The sequence below is a fragment of the Cohnella suwonensis genome (assembly GCF_042655365.1).
Taxonomy (GTDB): domain Bacteria; phylum Bacillota; class Bacilli; order Paenibacillales; family Paenibacillaceae; genus Cohnella; species Cohnella suwonensis.
Map to the genome: position 1 here is coordinate 16,170 of NZ_JBHSMH010000101.1, position 19,070 is coordinate 35,239.

19 protein-coding genes and 1 tRNA gene are annotated in these 19,070 nt (G+C 57.9%); 17 read left to right on the forward strand and 3 right to left on the reverse strand.

What is annotated here, in order from left to right; translation table 11 throughout:
- The first annotated feature begins 90 nt into the window (after nucleotides 1–90).
- The 13 genes from hisA (at nucleotide 91) to ACFPPD_RS22590 (ending at nucleotide 12,403) form a co-directional block, all read left to right on the forward strand.
- Nucleotides 91–858, forward strand: coding sequence for a phosphoribosylformimino-5-aminoimidazole carboxamide ribotide isomerase (gene hisA / locus ACFPPD_RS22530; RefSeq protein ID WP_209745659.1), 768 nt, complete (start codon nucleotides 91–93; stop codon nucleotides 856–858).
- Nucleotides 859–874: 16 nt separating this feature from the next.
- Entirely contained in the window at nucleotides 875–1,633 is a 759-nt protein-coding gene (hisF, locus tag ACFPPD_RS22535) for an imidazole glycerol phosphate synthase subunit HisF (RefSeq protein WP_209745663.1), read from the forward strand.
- The gene (hisIE, locus tag ACFPPD_RS22540; RefSeq protein ID WP_209745666.1) at nucleotides 1,630–2,319 is read left to right on the forward strand and encodes a bifunctional phosphoribosyl-AMP cyclohydrolase/phosphoribosyl-ATP diphosphatase HisIE; all 690 of its coding nucleotides are present in this window, start codon (nucleotides 1,630–1,632) and stop codon (nucleotides 2,317–2,319) included. The genes hisF and hisIE overlap by 4 nt, the downstream gene beginning before the upstream one ends.
- 51 nt (nucleotides 2,320–2,370) lie before the next feature.
- Nucleotides 2,371–3,177, forward strand: coding sequence for a histidinol-phosphatase HisJ (gene hisJ / locus ACFPPD_RS22545; protein WP_209745964.1), 807 nt, complete (start codon nucleotides 2,371–2,373; stop codon nucleotides 3,175–3,177).
- A gap of 103 nt (nucleotides 3,178–3,280) precedes the next feature.
- Complete coding sequence (locus ACFPPD_RS22550) at nucleotides 3,281–4,231, forward strand: ribose-phosphate diphosphokinase (RefSeq protein ID WP_209745669.1); 951 nt, start codon at nucleotides 3,281–3,283, stop codon at nucleotides 4,229–4,231.
- Nucleotides 4,232–4,408: 177 nt separating this feature from the next.
- The gene (locus ACFPPD_RS22555) at nucleotides 4,409–6,139 is read left to right on the forward strand and encodes a tetratricopeptide repeat protein (protein WP_209745672.1); all 1,731 of its coding nucleotides are present in this window, start codon (nucleotides 4,409–4,411) and stop codon (nucleotides 6,137–6,139) included.
- 43 nt (nucleotides 6,140–6,182) lie between these two features.
- Nucleotides 6,183–7,130, forward strand: coding sequence for a thioredoxin-disulfide reductase (gene trxB / locus ACFPPD_RS22560; protein ID WP_209745675.1), 948 nt, complete (start codon nucleotides 6,183–6,185; stop codon nucleotides 7,128–7,130).
- An 85-nt stretch (nucleotides 7,131–7,215) separates the two neighbouring features.
- Nucleotides 7,216–8,169: an ROK family glucokinase gene (locus tag ACFPPD_RS22565; protein ID WP_209745678.1), complete on the forward strand. Its 954-nt coding sequence runs from the start codon at nucleotides 7,216–7,218 to the stop codon at nucleotides 8,167–8,169.
- A gap of 135 nt (nucleotides 8,170–8,304) precedes the next feature.
- Nucleotides 8,305–9,201 (forward strand): RNase adapter RapZ, encoded by an 897-nt coding sequence (gene rapZ / locus ACFPPD_RS22570; RefSeq protein ID WP_209745681.1) that lies wholly within the window; start codon nucleotides 8,305–8,307, stop codon nucleotides 9,199–9,201.
- Between the two features lie 4 nt (nucleotides 9,202–9,205).
- On the forward strand, nucleotides 9,206–10,198 hold the full coding sequence (locus tag ACFPPD_RS22575; protein WP_209745684.1) for a gluconeogenesis factor YvcK family protein: 993 nt from the start codon (nucleotides 9,206–9,208) through the stop codon (nucleotides 10,196–10,198).
- Between the two features lie 3 nt (nucleotides 10,199–10,201).
- Nucleotides 10,202–11,137 (forward strand): DNA-binding protein WhiA, encoded by a 936-nt coding sequence (gene whiA / locus ACFPPD_RS22580; RefSeq protein WP_209745687.1) that lies wholly within the window; start codon nucleotides 10,202–10,204, stop codon nucleotides 11,135–11,137.
- Between the two features lie 102 nt (nucleotides 11,138–11,239).
- Complete coding sequence (locus ACFPPD_RS22585; RefSeq protein WP_027086334.1) at nucleotides 11,240–11,509, forward strand: HPr family phosphocarrier protein; 270 nt, start codon at nucleotides 11,240–11,242, stop codon at nucleotides 11,507–11,509.
- A gap of 123 nt (nucleotides 11,510–11,632) precedes the next feature.
- Nucleotides 11,633–12,403, forward strand: coding sequence for an SIMPL domain-containing protein (locus ACFPPD_RS22590; protein WP_209745690.1), 771 nt, complete (start codon nucleotides 11,633–11,635; stop codon nucleotides 12,401–12,403).
- A gap of 452 nt (nucleotides 12,404–12,855) precedes the next feature.
- Here the strand turns inward: ACFPPD_RS22590 and sda are convergent, their stop codons facing one another.
- The 3 genes from sda to ACFPPD_RS22605 form a co-directional block, all read right to left on the reverse strand.
- On the reverse strand, nucleotides 12,856–13,137 hold the full coding sequence (gene sda, locus ACFPPD_RS22595) for a sporulation histidine kinase inhibitor Sda (RefSeq protein ID WP_378083444.1): 282 nt from the start codon (nucleotides 13,135–13,137) through the stop codon (nucleotides 12,856–12,858).
- Nucleotides 13,138–13,361: 224 nt separating this feature from the next.
- Complete coding sequence (gene clpP / locus ACFPPD_RS22600) at nucleotides 13,362–13,946, reverse strand: ATP-dependent Clp endopeptidase proteolytic subunit ClpP (protein WP_209745692.1); 585 nt, start codon at nucleotides 13,944–13,946, stop codon at nucleotides 13,362–13,364.
- 165 nt (nucleotides 13,947–14,111) lie between these two features.
- A tRNA-Arg gene (locus ACFPPD_RS22605) sits at nucleotides 14,112–14,186 on the reverse strand.
- 242 nt (nucleotides 14,187–14,428) lie between these two features.
- Between ACFPPD_RS22605 and ACFPPD_RS22610 the strand changes: the two genes are divergently transcribed.
- The 4 genes from ACFPPD_RS22610 (at nucleotide 14,429) to tpiA (ending at nucleotide 19,069) form a co-directional block, all read left to right on the forward strand.
- Entirely contained in the window at nucleotides 14,429–15,451 is a 1,023-nt protein-coding gene (locus ACFPPD_RS22610; RefSeq protein WP_209745695.1) for a sugar-binding transcriptional regulator, read from the forward strand.
- A 125-nt stretch (nucleotides 15,452–15,576) separates the two neighbouring features.
- Nucleotides 15,577–16,587, forward strand: a complete 1,011-nt coding sequence (gene gap, locus ACFPPD_RS22615; RefSeq protein WP_209745698.1) for a type I glyceraldehyde-3-phosphate dehydrogenase — start codon at nucleotides 15,577–15,579, stop codon at nucleotides 16,585–16,587.
- A 534-nt stretch (nucleotides 16,588–17,121) separates the two neighbouring features.
- The gene (locus ACFPPD_RS22620; protein WP_209745701.1) at nucleotides 17,122–18,303 is read left to right on the forward strand and encodes a phosphoglycerate kinase; all 1,182 of its coding nucleotides are present in this window, start codon (nucleotides 17,122–17,124) and stop codon (nucleotides 18,301–18,303) included.
- 10 nt (nucleotides 18,304–18,313) lie between these two features.
- The gene (gene tpiA / locus ACFPPD_RS22625; RefSeq protein WP_209745703.1) at nucleotides 18,314–19,069 is read left to right on the forward strand and encodes a triose-phosphate isomerase; all 756 of its coding nucleotides are present in this window, start codon (nucleotides 18,314–18,316) and stop codon (nucleotides 19,067–19,069) included.
- The last annotated feature ends 1 nt before the right edge of the window (nucleotide 19,070 follow it).

Below are 19,070 nucleotides of genomic sequence, written 5' to 3' on the forward strand. Positions count from 1 at the left end.
ATTCAAGTTTCGACGTCGAATCAGCTTCTCGAAATCTTTTCGTGATCAAAATCGGACTTTTTGAACTTCCTCTAGAAGGACTGAGATGCGTTGCGGTTCAGACCTTGTATCGATATTCACCAAGGCAAAGTGAAGCAGATCGTCGGGGAGACGCTGCAAGCGGACGCCTCGAAGGTCGTGGAGAACTTCGTCTCCGAGCGGGGCGCGGAGGATTACGCTTCTTTGTACAAGGAAGACGGGTTAACCGGCGGACATATTATCATGCTCGGCGCCGGCAACCTGGAGGCGGCGCTGTCCGCCCTTCGGGCGTATCCCGGCGGCTTGCAGATCGGCGGCGGCATTACGGCGGACAACGCGGCGGAGTACTTGCGCGAAGGCGCCTCGCACGTCATCGTCACCTCTTACGTATTCCGGGACGGGCGTCTGCACAGGGATAACCTGAGAAGGATCGTTGAAGAAGTCGGCAAGGAACGGCTCGTGCTCGACCTAAGCTGCAAGGAGCGGGACGGCAAGTGGTACGTCGTCACGAACCAGTGGACGACGTTCAGCGACCTGGAAGTGAACGAGGAAACCGTCCGGGAGCTCGAAAGCTATTGCGACGAGTTCCTCATCCATGCGGTCGACGTCGAAGGGAAGCGGGAAGGCGTGCAGGAGAAGCTGGCGGCGAAGCTCGCGGAATGGACCCGGATCCCGGCCACGTACGCGGGAGGCGCGCGCTCGATCGCGGACTTGGAGCGGTTCCGGGAGCTGACCGGAGGCAAGCTGGACATTACGATCGGCAGCGCTCTCGATATTTTCGGAGGGGCGCTGCCGTACAGAGAAGTGGTGACCTATTGCGAGAAGTCGCAGTCGCGGTAGAAGGGAGGAACGCAGCATGTTAGCCAAAAGAATCATCCCGTGCCTGGACGTCAAGGACGGACGCGTCGTGAAAGGCGTGAACTTCGTGAACCTGCGCGATGCCGGCGACCCCGTGGAGCTGGCGGCGCTGTACGACCGCGAAGGCGCGGACGAGCTCGTGTTCCTCGACATCTCGGCGTCGGTCGAAGGCCGGGCGACGATGGTCGAAGTCGTCCGCCGCACCGCGGGCGAGATCACGATCCCGTTCACGGTCGGCGGCGGCATCGCCGCGGTCGAGGACATGAAACGGCTCCTGCGGGCGGGGGCCGACAAGATCGGCATCAATACGGCGGCGATACGCAATCCGGGCCTGATCACGGAAGGCTCGAGAACGTTCGGGGCGCAGTGCATCGTCGTCGCGATCGACGCGAAATACAACGCCGAGTGGGGCGAATGGGAAGTATACACGCACGGCGGACGCAACCCGGCCGGCATTCGCGCCGTCGAATGGGCGAAGAAGGCCGAGGAGCTCGGCGCCGGAGAAATTCTGCTGACGAGCATGGACGCGGACGGCACGAAGGACGGCTTCGACATCAAGTTGACGAGCGCCGTATCGGGCAACGTCGGCATCCCCGTCATCGCTTCCGGCGGAGCGGGAACGGCCAATCATTTCGCGGACGCGTTCGAGCAGGGACTGGCGGACGCGGCGCTCGCGGCAAGTATTTTCCACTATAAGGAACTGTCCGTGCAAGAGGTCAAGTCGGCCCTGCGCGACCAAGGAGTGAACGTCAGATGAGTCCATCCCAATCGAATGTACCGTTAGCCGAGCAAATCGCCTGGAACGCGGACGGGCTCGTGCCCGCCGTCGTGCAGGACGCCGTCAGCAAAGAAGTGCTCATGCTCGCTTACATGAACGAGCAATCCCTCCGGTTGTCGCTGGAAAGCGGCCAGACTTGGTTCTGGAGCCGCAGCCGGGGCGAGCTATGGAACAAGGGCGCGACAAGCGGCCATACGCAGCAGATCGTCTCGCTGCACTACGACTGCGACGGAGACACGCTTCTCGTGAAGGTGCGCCAGAACGGTCCGGCGTGCCATACCGGCGCGTACAGCTGCTTCTACCGCGAAGGCTCCGCCTCCGGGGGGGCCGCGTCTTCGCCGGCTCCGTCGAGTCAACCGGAAGACCGCTTCGGTCCGCTCAGCCGCCTCGAGGCGACGATCGCGCAACGCGACGCCGAACGTCCGGAAGGCGCGTATACGACGTATCTGTTCGAGAAGGGCGTCGAGAAGATCGTCAAGAAGATCGGCGAGGAATCCGCCGAAGTCATCATCGCGGCGATGAAGCGGGACACGGCCGAGCTTCGCTGCGAGTCCGCCGATTTGATTTTCCACTTGATGGTGCTGCTTCGGGAGCAAGGCATTCCGTTCGACGACGTGCTGCAAGAGCTTGAATTCCGGCACCGGAAGCCGGTTAAGAAGGACTAAGACGGAGGGATGAAGATGACGGAGGAACGCCGCGATTCGCAAGCGCAAGGCATGCCGATCGACTACCATACTCACAACTACCGCTGCGGCCACGCGGTCGGAACGCTGGAGGAATACGTCCTCAGCGCGATCGACAAGGGAATGGAGCAGATCGGTCTCTCCGATCATATGCCGCTCGTCAACCTGACGCAGGAAGAGCATCCGGATATCGCCATGCCGATGGAAGAGCTTCCCCGTTACGTCGAAGAGTGCTTCTCCCTGAAGGAGAAATACAAGGACCGGATCGCCGTCCGGGTCGGGCTCGAAGGGGATTACGTCGAAGGTTATGAGGACAAGATCGAGCGGATCGTCCGCGATTACCCGTGGGATTACGTGATCGGTTCGGTTCATTTTCTCGGCCGCTGGGACGTGACGGACTTCCGCCAGGCGAACCAATGGGACGGCCGCAACGTCGCCGAAGCGTATGCGCTATACTTCGACGCGATCGCGAAGGCGGCGGCGACCGGCTTCTACGATTTTATCGGCCATATCGACGCGATCAAGCGCTTCGCTCCGACGCCTCCGGAAGAGGACGTCGCCGCGTTGGAGGAAGCCGCGCTGCAGGCCGTCAAGAAGCACGACGTCGCGTTCGAGCTGAACGCCGCCGGCTTCTACGCGCCGTGCAAGGAAATGTATCCGGCGGACCGCATTCTGAAGCGCGCGCTGGAGCTGGAAATTCCCGTCACCTTCGGTTCGGACGCCCATCATCCCGACAAAGTGGGACAAAAAGGGGCAGACGCGCGAGCGTTGCTGAAAAACGTCGGATTTACGCACCTGGCGACGTTTGAAGGGCGTATACGGACCCTGAAACCTTTTTGAATTTCACCCGAAAACATGTATAATGTAGGTTGACTATGTAGGAATGCAGGTTGACTGACGGTATTCGACACGGACAGTGTTGAAGCTAAATTTGGAGGGGCACATGTACAGCAGCAAGCTTCGTATTTTTTCGGGATCATCCAATCCGACACTGGCAGCCAAAATCGCGGAAAACCTCGGGTTGCCGCTAGGGAAAATCAAGCTTTCCCGTTTCAAGAGCGGCGAGGTGTACGTTCACTACGAGGAAACGATCCGTAACTGCGACGTTTTCTTGGTTCAATCGCTATCCCATCCGATCAACGACCACTTCGTCGAGTTGCTGGTCATGATCGACGCGGCCAAGCGCGCATCGGCGAGAACGATCAACATCGTTCTGCCGTATTACGGTTACGCGCGCCAAGAACGCAAAGCGGCGCCTCGCGAACCGATCTCCGCGAAGCTCGTCGCCGACGTCCTGACGACGGTCGGCGCGCACCGGATCGTAACGATTGACCTCCATGCCCCGGCTATCCAAGGTTTCTTCAACATTCCGGTCGACCACTTGACCGCTCTCGATCTCATCAGCGATTACTTGACGTCGAAGAACATCCGGAATCCGGTCGTCGTATCCCCGGACGCGGGACGGGCATCGACGGCGGAGAAGCTGGCCAATCAGCTCGACTGCTCTTTCGCCATCATGATCAAGAAGCGCCCGGCGCACAACGAATCGGTCATCACCCACGTCATCGGGGACGTCGAAGGTTGCACGCCGATCATCATCGAAGACATGATCGATACCGGCACGACGATCGTGAACGTCGTGGAGGGCTTGAAGGAACGCGGCGCGGAAGACCCGTTCGTCTGCGCGACGCATCCGCTGTTCTCCGGTCCGGCCCTCCAGCGCCTCGACCATCCGAGCATCCGGGAAGTCGTCGTCACCGACTCCATCCTTCTGCCGGAAGATCGCTCTTCGCGTTTTAAGATCATCAGCGTCGCGCCGATGCTGGCCGAAGCGACCCGCATCATCATGGAAGGCGGCTCGATCAGCACGCTGTTCAAGAACGCCGGCATCTAATCGTATTTTATCGCAAGGATCATAGAACCGCTAACGAATGTCGCAGCGCGCCATTCGTTAGCGGTTCTTTCGTTTCCCGAAGGGACTCGCGCCCGGGCGATTTTGTTTTATGGATCGCCATGCTGTGTTATAATCGTGGGTGATGGAATTCCAGATCAATCAGGAGGTGCCTTGCCGATGAGTCAGCGGAAACGCGCGGTTCAGAACCGACGTTCCAAAGTGATCCCGATGCGGCTGGACGCGACGTTTTTCTTCGAACGCGCCGTGCAGTCCCTGGATCGGTACCATTACGACAAGGCACTTAAATATTTTCGCCGCGCCGTCGAGTACGAACCGGAGAATCCGGTTAACCATTGCAATATGGCGGGAATCTTGTCGGAGATGGGACGTTACGAGGAATCGAACGTCGTCCTGCGCTCCGTGCTGGACGGAATCGATCCGAAGATGACCGAATGCTACTATTACCTCGCCAATAACTACGCCAACATGGAGCTGTTCGAGGCGGCCGAGGAGGCGCTCGTCCGGTATTTGGAGAACGACGCGGAAGGGCAATTCCTGGACGAGTCGGACGAGCTGCTTGACTTGCTCCATTACGAGCTGAACCGGCCGACGAAGCTGTCTACGATCAAGGCGAAGGAAAACATATACGCGCACGACAAAGCCCGCGAGCTGCTCGAAGCGGGGCGCTTCGCGGAAGCCGTGAAGATGCTGGAAGAAATTATCGAGAGGGAACCGACTTTTCTCGCGGCAAGGAATAACCTGGGGCTGGCATACTATTATATGGGCCTGTTCGAGAAGTCGGTCGTCACGATCTCCGAAGTGCTGGACGCGGAGCCGGGCAACCTGCACGCGCTGTGCAACTTGGCGATTTTCTACCAGCACTCGAACCGGGAAGGACCGCTGCAGACGCTTGTCGGCAAGCTGAACAAGACGGTGCCGATCCACCCCGAGCACGTATTCAAGCTGGCGACGACGCTCGGCATCGTCGGGCAGCATCGGGAGGCGTACTCCCATTTCCGCCGGTTGCTCCGTACGGGAGAGCTGGCGAACGAACCGAGCCTGCACCACTTCGCCGCCGTGGCCGCGACGAATCTCAAGCGGTACGACGACGCAGAGAAGCATTGGAAGCAAGCCGAACGGCTCGACGCCGAATCTCCCGTGCCGACGTTCTACCTGCGCAGGCTGGAACGGGTGCGGGCCGGGGAAGAGAACACGCCGACGCATTATCATTACCACCTTCCGTTCGAAGAGCAGTTCCGGCAATGGTCGGACAGCCCGGGACAAGTGACGGAGGCGCTTAAGCGCGATCCTCTCATCCGTTCCTCGTTCTTCTGGGCGCTTCGCCACGGCGATCGCCGGACGAAGGTGCAGGTCATTCAGGCGCTCGGTCTCGTGGCCGACGAAGAAGTGATCGACGCGCTGAAGGCGTTTCTCGTGGACGCGGAAGAAGAAGACGAGTTGAAACGGGTGGCGGTGCTCGTCCTGCGGTCGATCGGCGTACAGGATTCGCTCGCCGTGACGTTCAGCGGACGGACGCTGACGCTGGAAGCCCGGCGCAAGTCGGCGAGGTTGCCCGTATGGGACAGCTCTTGGCAGGCGGTGCTGGAGCAGGCGCTCGACGGTATGTCGGGCCGCTACGACGTCGTGCAGCAGCACGATATGATGACGCTTTGGGTCGATTATTTGTCCCGCGTCTATCCCGAGGTGCCGAAGCTGCACAAGTCGACGGGATGGGCGGCGGCGCTGGAGTATTGGACGGCGAAAATGCACAGAAGAACGGTCACGTACGCGGATTTGGTCGATCGATACGGCGTCTCCCAGGCAAGCATCAGCCGTTACGCGAACCGGATCGACGAAGCCTGCGGCATCCGGGAAAAGCTGGATCTGACGACGCCTTCGTTTCACTGACGGCATCTCGCATCTCGCGTTGCGCAACAAGGAGGAACAACGAATGCACAAAACGATCGTAATCGGTACCGGTCCCGCGGGATTGACGGCGGCCATCTATTTGGCCAGGGCGAACCTGAACCCCCTTGTCATCGAAGGACCGGAGCCGGGCGGACAGTTGACGACGACGACCGAGGTCGAGAACTTCCCGGGTTTCCCGGAAGGCATCATGGGCCCGGAACTGATGGCGAACATGCGCAAACAGGCGGAGCGCTTCGGCGCGGAGTTCCGCACGGGCTGGATCAACTCGGTCGATACGTCGAAGCGGCCGTTTTCCCTTAACCTCGAAGGCGGGGAGACGCTGCAGGCGAAGACGATCATCATCTCCACCGGCGCTTCCGCCAAATATATGGGCATTCCCGGCGAGAGAGACAACGTAGGCCGCGGCGTCAGCACCTGCGCCACTTGCGACGGCTTCTTCTTCCGGGGCAAGAAAATCATCGTCGTCGGCGGCGGAGACTCGGCGATGGAAGAAGCGAACTTCCTGACGAGGTTCGCGTCCGAAGTTACGCTCGTTCATCGCCGCGATGAGATGCGGGCGTCGAAGATCATGCAGGATCGCGCGCGGGAGAATAACAAAATCCTCTGGGGTCTCAACAAGACGCCGGTCGAAGTCGTCGCGGGAGAGAACGGAGTTACCGGGCTCAAAGTGCGCGACAACGCGACCGGCGAAGAAGAAATTCTCGACACGCAAGGCCTGTTCGTCGCGATCGGCCACACGCCGAACACGAAGTTCTTGGACGGCCAGATCGAGACGGACGAACTTGGTTACATCAAGGTGAAGCCGGGTTTGTCCGAGACGAACGTGCCGGGCGTCTTCGCTTGCGGCGACGTGCAGGACCACAAGTACCGCCAAGCGATTACCGCGGCGGGCAGCGGCTGCATGGCCGCGCTCGATTGCGAGAAATTCCTGGAGCACTCCGCCGTTCACGACTGGAGCCAGACGCTGTAAATGCGAGTTCAAAAAGACCGGTTTTCAGCACCGAGAACCCTTCATTCGTACGACCATTAATTTTCCTTATGAGGTGTCGACAAAAATGTCAGAATCGTTGTATGTAGGCGTGGATTTGGGCGGTACCGCCATTAAAGTAGGCTTGTGCAATTCGGCGGGAGAGTTGATTCGCACGTTCGAAGGACCGACGCAAGCCGCGGACGGGACCGACGCCGTGCTGTCCAATATCGCGTCCTATGTCAAGGAGCTCGTTCCTTCGGGAACGCCGGATTGGGAAGCCGTCGCCGGTGTCGGCATCGGCATCGCCGGCTTCCTTAACATCCCGGAGGGAATCATCGATTTCTCGCCGAACCTTCCTTTCCGCGACGTTCCCGCGAAGAAGATCATGGAAGAGAAGATCGGCAAGCCGGTCAAGATCAATAACGACGCCAACGTAGCCGCTCTCGGCGAAGCTTGGGGAGGCGCGGGCAAAGGCGTCGCCAACTGCGTCTGCTATACGCTCGGAACGGGAGTCGGCGGGGGCATTATTCTGAACGACAGGCTGATCGAAGGTTTCTCGGGCATGGCAGGAGAACTCGGCCACATGTCGATCGTGGCCGATCTCGAAGCGATCCAATGCGGCTGCGGCAAGATGGGCTGCTTGGAAACCGTATCGTCGGCAACCGGTATCATTCGCATGGCGAAGGACGCCGTCGCCCGGGGAGACCGGACGACGCTGAGCCTTGTGGAAGGCGAGCTGACGGCGAAAGACGTGTTCGACGCGGCGAAAACCGGCGACGAAGCCGCGCAGCGCATCGTCGCCCGGGCGGCGTTCTACTTGGGCAAATCGATGGCCGCGGTGGCCGTCGTCGTTAACCCGCAACGGTTCATTCTAGGCGGCGGCGTAAGCAAGGCCGGGGAATTCTTGTTCGCGCAAATCCGCGAGGTGTTCGACAAGCTGACGCCGGACAGCGCGCGCAAGGGCGTCGAGATCGTCGCGGCGGAGTTAGGCAACAACGCCGGAGTGGTGGGCGCGGCAGGATTGTTCCTTCGCGCATAACATAAAGCAGGCGCCCGGCACCGCTTCTCGTTATCGCGGGCCGGGCGCCTCTTGCTTCGGACGAACTCATACGTGTTCCGATCATCGAGTTTCATCATCGCAAAGTCGTCGTTTGTTACCGGGGGAGGAATAGGCATGGATACGATCGGGACGCAGCCGACTCTCGTCATCATCACGGGAATGTCGGGCGCAGGGAAAACGATCGCGGTACAAAGCTTGGAGGATTTGGGGTTCTTTTGCGTCGATAACTTGCCTCCCGTGCTGATTCCGAAGTTCGCGGAGCTGATCGAGCAATCCCAAGGACGAATCGCGAAGATCGCGCTCGTCATCGACTTGCGGGGCCGCGAGTTCTTCACGGCGCTGTCCGAGTCCTTGAGTCATATACGCGAGCATTACACGTTCCATTACGAGATCTTGTTCTTGGACGCCACCGATTCCGTTCTCGTGCAACGGTACAAGGAAAGCCGCAGAAGGCATCCTCTCGCGCCGGAAGGCTTGCCGCTCGAAGGCATCCATTCGGAGCGCAAGCTTCTCGAGGACTTGAAGGGCTGGGCGACGCAAGTCATCGACACGAGCAGCTTGAAGCCCGCCGCGCTCAAGGAGAAGATCATTAACCGGTTCACGAACATGGACCGCAACCATATCAATATCAACGTCACTTCTTTCGGCTTCAAGTATGGCGTACCGATCGACGCGGACTTGATCTTCGACGTCCGTTTTCTTCCGAATCCGCACTACATCGAGCAGCTTCGCCCGAAGACGGGCGTCGATCCGGAAGTGTACGACTACGTCATGAAATGGCCGGAGACGCAAACGTTTTTGACGAAGCTGCTCGATATGCTGCAATATCTGATCCCGCTCTATCACAAGGAAGGCAAGAGCCAAGTCGTTATCGGGATAGGTTGCACGGGCGGGAAGCATCGCTCCGTCGCGCTCGCGGAGTATTTGGGCCGCAGGCTCGGTTCCAGCGATACCGAGATGGTGAGAGTAAGCCACCGCGATTCCGATCGCGATCAGGCAGAGCCGAGGTGAGGGGATGAAGGGTCAACAACAGACTCTAAGCCGGAAACCGCGTATCGTCGTCATCGGCGGGGGTACGGGGTTGTCCGTCATGTTGCGCGGCTTGAAGCAGAAACCGCTCGACATTACGGCTATCGTGACGGTAGCGGATGACGGCGGCAGCTCGGGCATTCTGCGGGAGGAACTGCAGATTCCGCCGCCGGGCGATATACGCAACGTCTTGTCCGCCCTCGCGGACACGGAGCCGCTCTTGGCGGAAGTGCTGAAGTACCGATTCAACAACGGACCTAGCTTAGCCGGACATAGCTTGGGGAATCTTATTCTTGCGGCGATGACCGATATTACGGGAGATTTCGTGACCGGTATCAAGGAGCTGAGCCGCATATTCGCGGTGCGAGGCCGCGTGCTGCCGGCGGCGAACCACGCGATCGTGCTGAAAGCGGAGATGGAGGACGGCTCGATCGTCGTCGGCGAGTCGACCATTCCGAAGTCGGGGCTCGCGATCCGCAGGGTGTTCCTGGAGCCCGCGGACGTCGAAGCGCTGCCCGAGGCGGTGCAGGCCATTCAAGACGCGGACGCGATACTGATCGGGCCGGGAAGCTTGTATACGAGCATCATTCCGAACTTGATCGTGCCGAAGCTCGCCGAGGCGATCGTACAATCGCAGGCGGTAAAGCTGTTCGTCTGCAACGTCATGACGCAGCCGGGGGAAACGGACAATTATTCGGTCAGCGACCATCTGGCCGCGGTGCACGCGCATATCGGCCATCATCTGTTCGACTATGTCATCGTGAACGATGGGGAAATTCCGCCCCAAGTCCAAGACCTGTACGCGGAGCAGGGATCGACCGCGGTACATCTGGATTTGGAGGAAGTCACGAAACGAGGCTACAAGGTCATCGCGGATACGTTGGTGCTTTTCCGAACGTATTTACGCCATGACGCCGCGAAGCTAAGCGATCACATTTATCATCTGGTCGAAGATTGGATGCTGCGAAAGGGGGGATAAGGCATGTCGTTTGCGGCGCTAACGAAGAAGGAGTTAACGATGCTCGACGCGGAGGAATGTTGCCAGAGGGCGGAGCTCTCGGCGCTCATCCGCATGAACGGAACGATCGCCCTGTCGAACCGACGGGTGATCCTCGACATCGCAACCGAGAATGCCGCGATTTCACGCCGGATGTACACCCTTCTGAAGAAGCATTTTAAGGTCGTGACCGAATTGCTCGTGCGGAAGAAAATGCGGCTGAAGAAAAACAACGTCTACGTCGTGCGGGTACCGGCGGGCGCGGAAACGATCCTGAACGATCTATCGATCGTCTCCGAAGGGTTTCTGTTCCATCCGAGCATCGACAAGAATCTGATTCGCAAGCCTTGCTGCAAGAAAGCCTACTTGCGCGGGGCGTTTCTCGCCGGCGGCTCGGTGAACAATCCGGAGGGCTCCTCGTACCATCTGGAAATCGCGTCTATGTACGAAGAACATTGCCACGCCCTCGTCGAGTTGGCGAACAAGTTCCACTTGAACGCGAGATTCATCGAACGGAAGAAGGGCTTCATTCTTTATATTAAAGAAGGCGAGAAAATCATCGAATTCTTGAGCATAATCGGCGCGCATCAGGCGCTGTTCAAGTTCGAGGACGTTCGCATCATGCGGGACATGCGCAATTCCGTCAACCGGATCGTCAATTGCGAGACGGCGAATCTCAACAAGACGATCGGGGCGGCCGTGCGGCAGATCGACAATATCAAGCTTCTGCAGAAGGAAGTCGGCTTGAATAACTTGCCGGACAAACTGCGGGAAGTCGCGGAAATTCGACTGCAGCACCCGGATATCAACCTGAAAGAGGTCGGCGATCTGCTCAAAGGCCGGGTCAGCAAGTCGGGGGTAAACCATCGGCTTCGGAAGCTTGACGAATGGGCGGAAAAAATCCGGAACGGCGGCGCATAAACCGTATGGCGTATTTGTTCACTTCAGTGTTATAATAGGATGGAAACTGTAGCTCGGGGGTCCCGACGCGCGGGACGAACAATGATAGGGGGTATCCGGTCCATGACGAGACAGCCGGTAGTCGTTCGGCTTAAAACGGGTCTTCACGCCAGACCGGCGGCACTATTCGTGCAAGAAGCCAATAAATTCTCCTCTGACGTCTTCGTGGAGAAGGATGACAAGAAAGTCAACGCGAAGAGCATCATGGGCATTATGAGCTTGGCGATCAGCTCCGGCACGGAAGTGGCGATCAGCGCGGAAGGTTCCGACGCGGAGCAGGCTGTAACCGCTTTAGTCCAATTGGTCAGCAAAGAAGAGCTCGAAAACCAATAAGCAACCGTTGCATGGAGCTCCCGATGGGGGCTTTTTGCATTTTTCGGGCATTATTTAAAACATTTGGTTATCCGATTGCGTCATGAGTTATGAATGATAACAGTCGAAAGGTGGTTGGATCGTATGAAAGGACGCGTATGGTTACAGGGGGCCGTGGCCGCGGCGATGGTACTGACGGTCGCATGGATCGGATTCGGAAGGGGAGAGGGCAGCGTGGCATCCGCGGAAACGACGGCGGCATCGGGAGCGGCGCCTTACACGGTAACGGTTGGAGCTAGCGGATCGATTAAGGTGGATCCGGATATCGCTTACGTGAACGTGGCGGTGGAGACGAGGGGCGCGAAAGCGACGGACGCCCAGCAAGCGAACGCGGACAAATTCGCGGGCGTCGAGAAAGTGCTGTACGAGAAATTCGGCATCGACAAGAAAGACGTGCAGACAACCGGCTTCGACGTGCAGCCCGAGTACAACTACACGGAGAAAGACGGGCAAGTGCTGAAGGGATACGTCGCCGTTCATTCCATTCAAGTGTCCTACCGCAAGCTGACGGAAATCGGCAAGCTGCTCGACGCTTTGACGGCGGCGGGCACCAATCGCGTGAACGGCGTACAGTTCTCGACCGAGAAGCGGGACCAGTACGAGTTGGACGCGCTCAAGAAGGCGATGGATAACGCGGCGGCCAAAGCCGGCGTCCTCGCCACTTCGGCGAAACGTCAGCTCAAGGGCGTCATCAACATCGTTCAGAGCGACTCGGGAACGAGCCCGATCCCCTATCCGGGCGTCATGTTTAATTCGATGGCGAAGATGGCCGCCGATTCCGCGGCGCCGACATCGGTGCAGGCGGGGCAGATCGAGATCGGCGCTCAAGTGACGGTACAGTACGAGATGCAGTAAGAAGGACGTTAAGATAGCGGGATGAGGCATGGCTAACGAGAATAAAGCGAGCCGATCGCCATTGCCCGGCAGGAAAAATGAGCTGTTCCGAATGTCATTTCAAAGTGACATTGCGGGCAGCTCATTTTTTCGTTTTTCCCTCCAAGACCGGAATCCGGTCCTGCAGAGCGGATCCGGCCAATAAAGGCGTTGCAAGACCGGAATCCGGTCCTGCGGTGCGGATCCGGCCAATAAAGGCGTTGCAAGACCGGAATCCGGTCTTGCGGTGCGGATCCGGCCAATAAAGGCGTTGCAAGACCGGAATCCGGTCTTGCGGTGCGGATCCGGCCAATAAAGGCGTTGCAAGACCGGAATCCGGTCTTGCTCTAGTCAGGCGTGGCTTCGAACACAAATTAAACCGCCTCCGGGAGCCGGAGACGGTTCATGCGAGGGCTCGCGAATGCGCGGGCCGATTAAGCTTCTTTGTATTGGTGCATCTGCCGAATGGAGAGAGCTTCTTCAAGCAGCTCGATGAATTCCACGGAAAGGTTCATTTTCTTCGCTTCCCTGTACACCTCGAGCAGATGCTCGTCCTTCAGCGGGCGAAGAAGCGATGCTTTGTCGCTAAGCCGGCGGGCGGCTACCATGTCGATGTGGGAGTCGTGTTCTCTTTCATGGAAACTTCGGGTAGCAATGGGCGGTGAATGCATCGTGGAAGAGTTGTTCACCAAGTAAGGATAAGTACGATCTGACATTAATTTCCCTCCTCTGCGGTTCCTAGGAGATAACTATAATTGGAGGCAATTGGAATAACCTCATGGAAAGCATACCATGGATTGTCCGGATCGCAGAGGGGGTATTCAAAGATTTGAATTGTTGTTGACATATCGCGAATAGTGTGGTAATAGATGGGGCGATTTGGGCGATATCTGCAAAAAAACTCCGACATCCGGGTTACGGCGTCGGAGTTTTTCGTGGTTTAGGTGACTTTATCGATGACTTTGTCGATCAAGCCGTATTCCTGGGCCGTCGCGGCTTCCATGAAGTTGTCGCGGTCGGTGTCTTTCTCGATGCGCTCCAGCAGTTGGCCGGTACGCTCGGACAAGATGCCGTTCAGCTTGTCGCGAAGCTTGAGAATGCGGCGAGCGCGAATCTCTATATCGCTCGCTTGGCCTTCCGCTCCGCCGAGCGGTTGGTGGATCATTACTTCGCTGTTCGGAAGCGCGAAGCGTTTGCCTTTGGCGCCCGCCGCGAGCAGGAAAGCGCCCATCGAAGCGGCCATGCCGACGCAGATGGTGGACACGTCCGGTTTGATGAATTGCATCGTATCGTAAATGGCCATTCCCGCCGTAATGGAACCGCCGGGGCTGTTGATGTACAGGTGGATGTCTTTCTCGGGATCTTCGGCCGCCAAGAACAGCAATTGGGCGATGATCGAGTTGGCAACCACGTCGTTAACCTGCGTTCCGAGGAAAATGATGCGATCTTTGAGCAGACGGGAATAGATATCGTAAGCCCGTTCTCCTCGATTCGTTTGCTCGACAACCATAGGTACGAAACTCATGCTGGCGTCCCTCCTCATGAATGGTTTTATCTAATGTAACGCTTGCGGTTTTCTAATCATAGCGAATCCTCGAGCAAAAGTCAAAGAAAGTCAAAGGTGGGGAAAAGCCGATAAAAACAAAAAAACGACCGTATGGCACGGTCGGGGAAGTTAAATGATAAAAGTTGGCGCGCCCGTGAGGAATCGAACCTCAATCTCAGCCTTCGGAGGGCTGCGTCATATCCGTTGGACCACGGGCGCTCGTGAATGACAGCAAGAATTATTATAATCCGCGGGAAGTTAAAAAGCAAGGGAATGGACCATTTTAAATTTGTAATTTTCGTGTACGGCCGTACTTGCGCGAGAGGGGGATTTTAGCTAAAATAAAGGTGGGACTAAAAAGGTTGATGCGGGACGTTTTATGTCCAACCAACCGATGTCACCACAACATTCGCATCGAAGCCGGCAACAGCCATCCGGTCTCGGGAGGAAAAGCGGGAACTATGCGAAAAATCGTGGATATTCAGAAGAAGCTTCTACCCGATCTGCTGCAGGTCATGGAGAAACGGTACGACATTCTCCATCGCATCAACTTGGCGGGCATGATCGGCAGGCGCACGCTGGCCGCGAACGTCGATATGACGGAACGGGTGCTGCGAGCCGAGTTAGAGCTGCTACGCGCGCAAGGGTTGCTCGATATGGCCCCTTCCGGCATGACGCTGAGCGCGAGCGGCAAACAGCTGGTCGAAGAGATGGAACCGATCGTCAAGGAGTTGTTCGGACTATCGGACATGGAAGACCGTATGCGCGAGGCTTTCGGATTGAAGCGGGTCATTATCGTTCCCGGCAATTCGGACGAATCGGATCATACGAAGATGGAGCTCGGCAGAGCCGGCAGCCGCGTGCTGAGAACGAGCTTGTCGTCGGGGGACGTCGTTGCCGTCATGGGCGGATCGACGATGGCCCGCATGGCTTCGCAATTTTCCAATCCGTCTCAATTGAAGGATAATTGGTTCGTACCCGCAAGGGGAGGCTTGGGCGAGAGCGTCGATTATCAGGCGAACACGATCGCCGCGGAGCTGGCCAAGAGAACGGGAGCGCGTTACCGCATGCTCCACGTGCCGGACCACCTTAGCGAAGAAGCGTACCAGACGATCATGCAGGAGCCCAATGTACGCGAAGTGGTCGACATGATCCGGGGAGCGAGAATCGTCGTTCATGGCATCGGGGACGCCGTCACGATGGCGAGGCGAAGAAAGCTCAGCGAAGAGACGAAGGAAGAGCTCGTGAAGGACGGCGCGCTGGCGGAAGCGTTCGGCTACTATTTCGACCGGACGGGGAAAGTCGTTCATCGTATGGCGACGGCGGGGCTCAGACTCGACGATATCGAGGCGGCCGGACTTGTCATCGGCATCGCGGGCGGCCAGAGCAAGGGAGAAGCGATCGCTTCGGTTATGAGATTCGGTCACGACGACGTGCTGGTGACGGACGAAGCGGCGGCTTCGGAGGCGCTCAAGCACGTGTGAATCACGATGCGGACGCCGTATTCAGTTTTAAGCCCGAATAACGGGGAATCCTACAAAGTAACGAGGTCTCGGCGTTTTGGCGCCTGACATATAAAAAGGCTTTCATTCCAAGGAGGAAACCAATCATGGCAGTAGTAAAAGTGGGTATTAACGGATTTGGTCGTATCGGACGTAACGTTTTTCGCGCTTCCCTCAACAACCCGAACGTAGAAATCGTAGCGATCAACGACCTGACGGACGTTAACACGCTTGCTCACCTTCTCAGATACGATACGACTCACGGCAAATTGAACGGAACGGTCGAAGTGGGCGAAGGCGCGCTGATCGTAAACGGCAAAACGGTAAAAGTATTCGCCGAGCGCGACCCGGGCAACCTGCCATGGGCTTCCGTAGGCGCCGAAATCGTCGTTGAATCGACGGGTATTTTCACGGCTAAAGAAAAAGCCGAGCTCCACCTTAAAGGCGGCGCTAAAAAAGTCATCATCTCCGCTCCCGCGACGAACGAAGACATCACGATCGTTATGGGCGTTAACCAAGACAAATACGATCCATCCGCACATACAATCATCTCCAACGCGTCTTGCACGACGAACTGCTTGGCTCCGTTCGCTAAAGTATTGAACGACCAATTCGGAATCGTTAAAGGCATGATGAACACGATCCACTCGTACACGAACGACCAAAGCGTATTGGATCTCCCGCACAAAGACCTGCGTCGCGCTCGCGCTGCCGCCGAAAACATCATTCCTTCTTCCACGGGCGCAGCGAAAGCCGTTTCCCTCGTATTGCCTGAGCTGAAAGGCAAATTGAACGGCATGTCCATGCGCGTTCCGACTCCTAACGTATCCGTAACGGATCTCGTTGCCGAGCTCAAAGTCAACGTAACGGTCGAAGAAGTGAACGCGGCTCTGAAAGCTGCTTCCGAAGGCCCTCTGAAAGGCATCTTGAACTACTCCGAAGAGCCGCTCGTATCGAGCGACTACAACGGCGATCCTGCTTCCTCCACGATCGACGCGCTGTCCACGATGGTCGTCGAAGGCAACATGGTTAAAGTCATCTCCTGGTACGACAACGAGTGGGGCTACTCTAACCGCGTTGTAGATCTGGCTGCATTTATCGCTTCTAAAGGACTATAAGTTTCTTCTTCGAAGAAATTTCGACCATCCCCCTAAATCCCCCTTCCTCCAGGAAGGGGGACTCCAAAGGGCCGCGCCCTCTGGACACCCGCAAATCGCCGGATGATCGGTCGACGAGCGGGGTGGGGTTACAACGTGCATAGAACGCTACGTCCCGGATTTGCTTCGCAAACCGGGACTACGCTTTACTTAGGAGCAGGCGGGGGACTCGAGTCGCGCGATTTCGCGCGCTGCGAGTCCTTAACGAGAGCATGGCACTTCCGCGCGCTGTCTGCGCCGCTCGAAGTGCCAAGACAAAGCGTGGCACTTCCGCGCGCTGTCTGCGCCGCTCGAAGTGCCAAGACAAAGCGTGGTACTTCCGCGCGCTGTCTGCGCCGCTCGAAGTGCCAAGCCAAAGCGTGGTACTTCCCCGCGCTGTCTGCGCCGCTCGAATACCGTAACGAACCATAAGGACATAGAGCAAGGCTCCATAAGCTTGGAGCCTAGCTTTGCGCCCGGAGACATACAACCAGCATCCCCTAGGAGGTTTGACTCTTGAACAAGAAAAGCGTTAGAGACGTCGATGTTGCAGGGAAGAAAGTATTTGTCCGGGTCGATTTCAACGTGCCGCTCGAGAACGGCGCCATTACGGACGACACGCGGATCCGCGAGACGCTGCCTACGATCAAGTTCCTGATCGAGAAGGGCGCGAAGGTCATTCTGGCTAGCCACCTCGGCCGTCCGAAAGGCGAAGTCGTCGACGCGTTGCGTCTGACGCCTGCCGTTGCCCGTTTATCCGAATTACTCGGCAAGCCGGTCACGAAAGCCGACGAAGTCGTCGGAGCTAGCGTGCAAGCGCAAGTCGACGCTTTGAATGAAGGCGACGTGCTCGTGCTCGAGAACGTCCGATTTCACCCGGGCGAAGAGAGCAACGACGCGGAATTGGCGAAAGCTTTCGCTTCGCTCGCGGACCTGTTCGTGAACGACGCGTTCGGCGCGGCGCACCGCGCGCACGCTTCGACGGAAGGCATCGCGCACCACATTCCCGCGGTCTCCGGTTTGCTGATGGAGAAAGAGCTGGACGTGTTGGGCAAAGCGTTGAACAACCCCGAGCGTCCGTTTACGGCGATCGTTGGCGGTTCGAAGGTAAAGGACAAGATCGACGTCATCAATAAAATGATCGAGATCGCGGACAATATCATCATCGGCGGCGGCCTTTCCTATACGTTCCTGAAAGCCCAAGGAAAAGAAATCGGCAAATCCCTGCTCGACAACTCCAAGCTGGAGCAATCGCTCGGCTTTATCGAGAAAGCGAAGCAGCTCGGCAAGAACTTCTACCTGCCGGTCGACATCGTCGTCGCCGACGGTTTCAGTGCTTCCGCGAACACGCGAATCGTGGACACTGACTCCATCCCGGCCGACTGGGAAGGCATCGACATCGGTCCTAAGTCGCGCGAAATCTACGCGGAAGTGATTAAGAACTCGAAGTTGGTCGTCTGGAACGGACCGATGGGCGTGTTCGAGATCGAGCCGTTCTCCCACGGCACTCGCGCGGTCGCGCAAGCTTGCGCGGACACGGCGGCTTATACGGTCATCGGCGGCGGCGATTCCGCTGCGGCAGCCGAGAAGTTCCACCTGGCCGACAAGATGAACCATATCTCCACGGGCGGCGGCGCTTCCCTGGAGTTCATGGAAGGCAAAGTTCTTCCGGGCGTCGTCGCCCTCAACGATAAATAGAGGTGAAACCATGAGCAGAACTCCGATCATCGCGGGTAACTGGAAAATGTTCAAGACGGCTGGCGAAGCTACGGCGTTCGTCTCCGAAGTGAAAGGCAAAGCGGAAGTCGCCGGCGTGGAAAGCGTCATTTGCGCTCCGTTCACGGCTCTTCCCGCTCTTATCGAAGCGGTTAAAGGCACGTCGATCAAGGTCGGCGCGCAAAACCTGCATTTCGAAGACAGCGGCGCTTACACCGGCGAAATCAGCGGCGCGTTCCTGAAGGATCTCGGCGTTCATTACGTCATCATCGGTCACTCCGAGCGCCGTCAATATTTCGGCGAGACGGACGAGATCGTCAACAAGAAAGCCCATGCGGCGTTCCGTCACGGCATCGTGCCGATCGTCTGCGTCGGCGAGAAGCTCGAAGAGCGCGAAGCCGGCACGACGAACGAAGTCGTCCGCGTGCAAACCGAAGGCGGACTCGCCGGTCTGACGACCGAGCAAGTCGCCGAGACAGTTATCGCGTATGAGCCGATCTGGGCGATCGGAACGGGCAAATCGTCGACGTCCGCGGAAGCGAACGAGACGATCTCCTACATTCGCGGCGTCGTGGCGTCGCAATTCGGCGCGGAAGTCGCGGCGAAAGTACGCATTCAATACGGCGGAAGCGTGAAGCCTAACACGGTTGCCGAATACCTCGGCCAATCCGATATCGACGGCGCCCTTGTCGGCGGCGCGAGCTTGGAGCCGGCTTCGTACGTGGCGCTGGTCGAAGGAGCGAAGTAAG

Excerpts from the sequence above, each read along its gene's own strand:
- hisF (WP_209745663.1), top strand. The coding sequence starts at position 875 with ATGTTAGCCAAAAGAATCATCCCGTGCCTGGACGTCAAGGACGGACGC.
- hisIE (WP_209745666.1), top strand. The coding sequence starts at position 1,630 with ATGAGTCCATCCCAATCGAATGTACCGTTAGCCGAGCAAATCGCCTGG.
- hisJ (WP_209745964.1), top strand. The coding sequence starts at position 2,371 with ATGCCGATCGACTACCATACTCACAACTACCGCTGCGGCCACGCGGTC.
- ACFPPD_RS22550 (WP_209745669.1), top strand. The coding sequence starts at position 3,281 with ATGTACAGCAGCAAGCTTCGTATTTTTTCGGGATCATCCAATCCGACA.
- ACFPPD_RS22555 (WP_209745672.1), top strand. The coding sequence starts at position 4,409 with ATGAGTCAGCGGAAACGCGCGGTTCAGAACCGACGTTCCAAAGTGATC.
- trxB (WP_209745675.1), top strand. The coding sequence starts at position 6,183 with ATGCACAAAACGATCGTAATCGGTACCGGTCCCGCGGGATTGACGGCG.
- ACFPPD_RS22565 (WP_209745678.1), top strand. The coding sequence starts at position 7,216 with ATGTCAGAATCGTTGTATGTAGGCGTGGATTTGGGCGGTACCGCCATT.
- rapZ (WP_209745681.1), top strand. The coding sequence starts at position 8,305 with ATGGATACGATCGGGACGCAGCCGACTCTCGTCATCATCACGGGAATG.
- ACFPPD_RS22575 (WP_209745684.1), top strand. The coding sequence starts at position 9,206 with ATGAAGGGTCAACAACAGACTCTAAGCCGGAAACCGCGTATCGTCGTC.
- whiA (WP_209745687.1), top strand. The coding sequence starts at position 10,202 with ATGTCGTTTGCGGCGCTAACGAAGAAGGAGTTAACGATGCTCGACGCG.
- ACFPPD_RS22585 (WP_027086334.1), top strand. The coding sequence starts at position 11,240 with ATGACGAGACAGCCGGTAGTCGTTCGGCTTAAAACGGGTCTTCACGCC.
- ACFPPD_RS22590 (WP_209745690.1), top strand. The coding sequence starts at position 11,633 with ATGAAAGGACGCGTATGGTTACAGGGGGCCGTGGCCGCGGCGATGGTA.
- sda (WP_378083444.1), bottom strand. The coding sequence starts at position 13,137 with ATGTCAGATCGTACTTATCCTTACTTGGTGAACAACTCTTCCACGATG.
- clpP (WP_209745692.1), bottom strand. The coding sequence starts at position 13,946 with ATGAGTTTCGTACCTATGGTTGTCGAGCAAACGAATCGAGGAGAACGG.
- ACFPPD_RS22610 (WP_209745695.1), top strand. The coding sequence starts at position 14,429 with ATGCGAAAAATCGTGGATATTCAGAAGAAGCTTCTACCCGATCTGCTG.
- gap (WP_209745698.1), top strand. The coding sequence starts at position 15,577 with ATGGCAGTAGTAAAAGTGGGTATTAACGGATTTGGTCGTATCGGACGT.
- tpiA (WP_209745703.1), top strand. The coding sequence starts at position 18,314 with ATGAGCAGAACTCCGATCATCGCGGGTAACTGGAAAATGTTCAAGACG.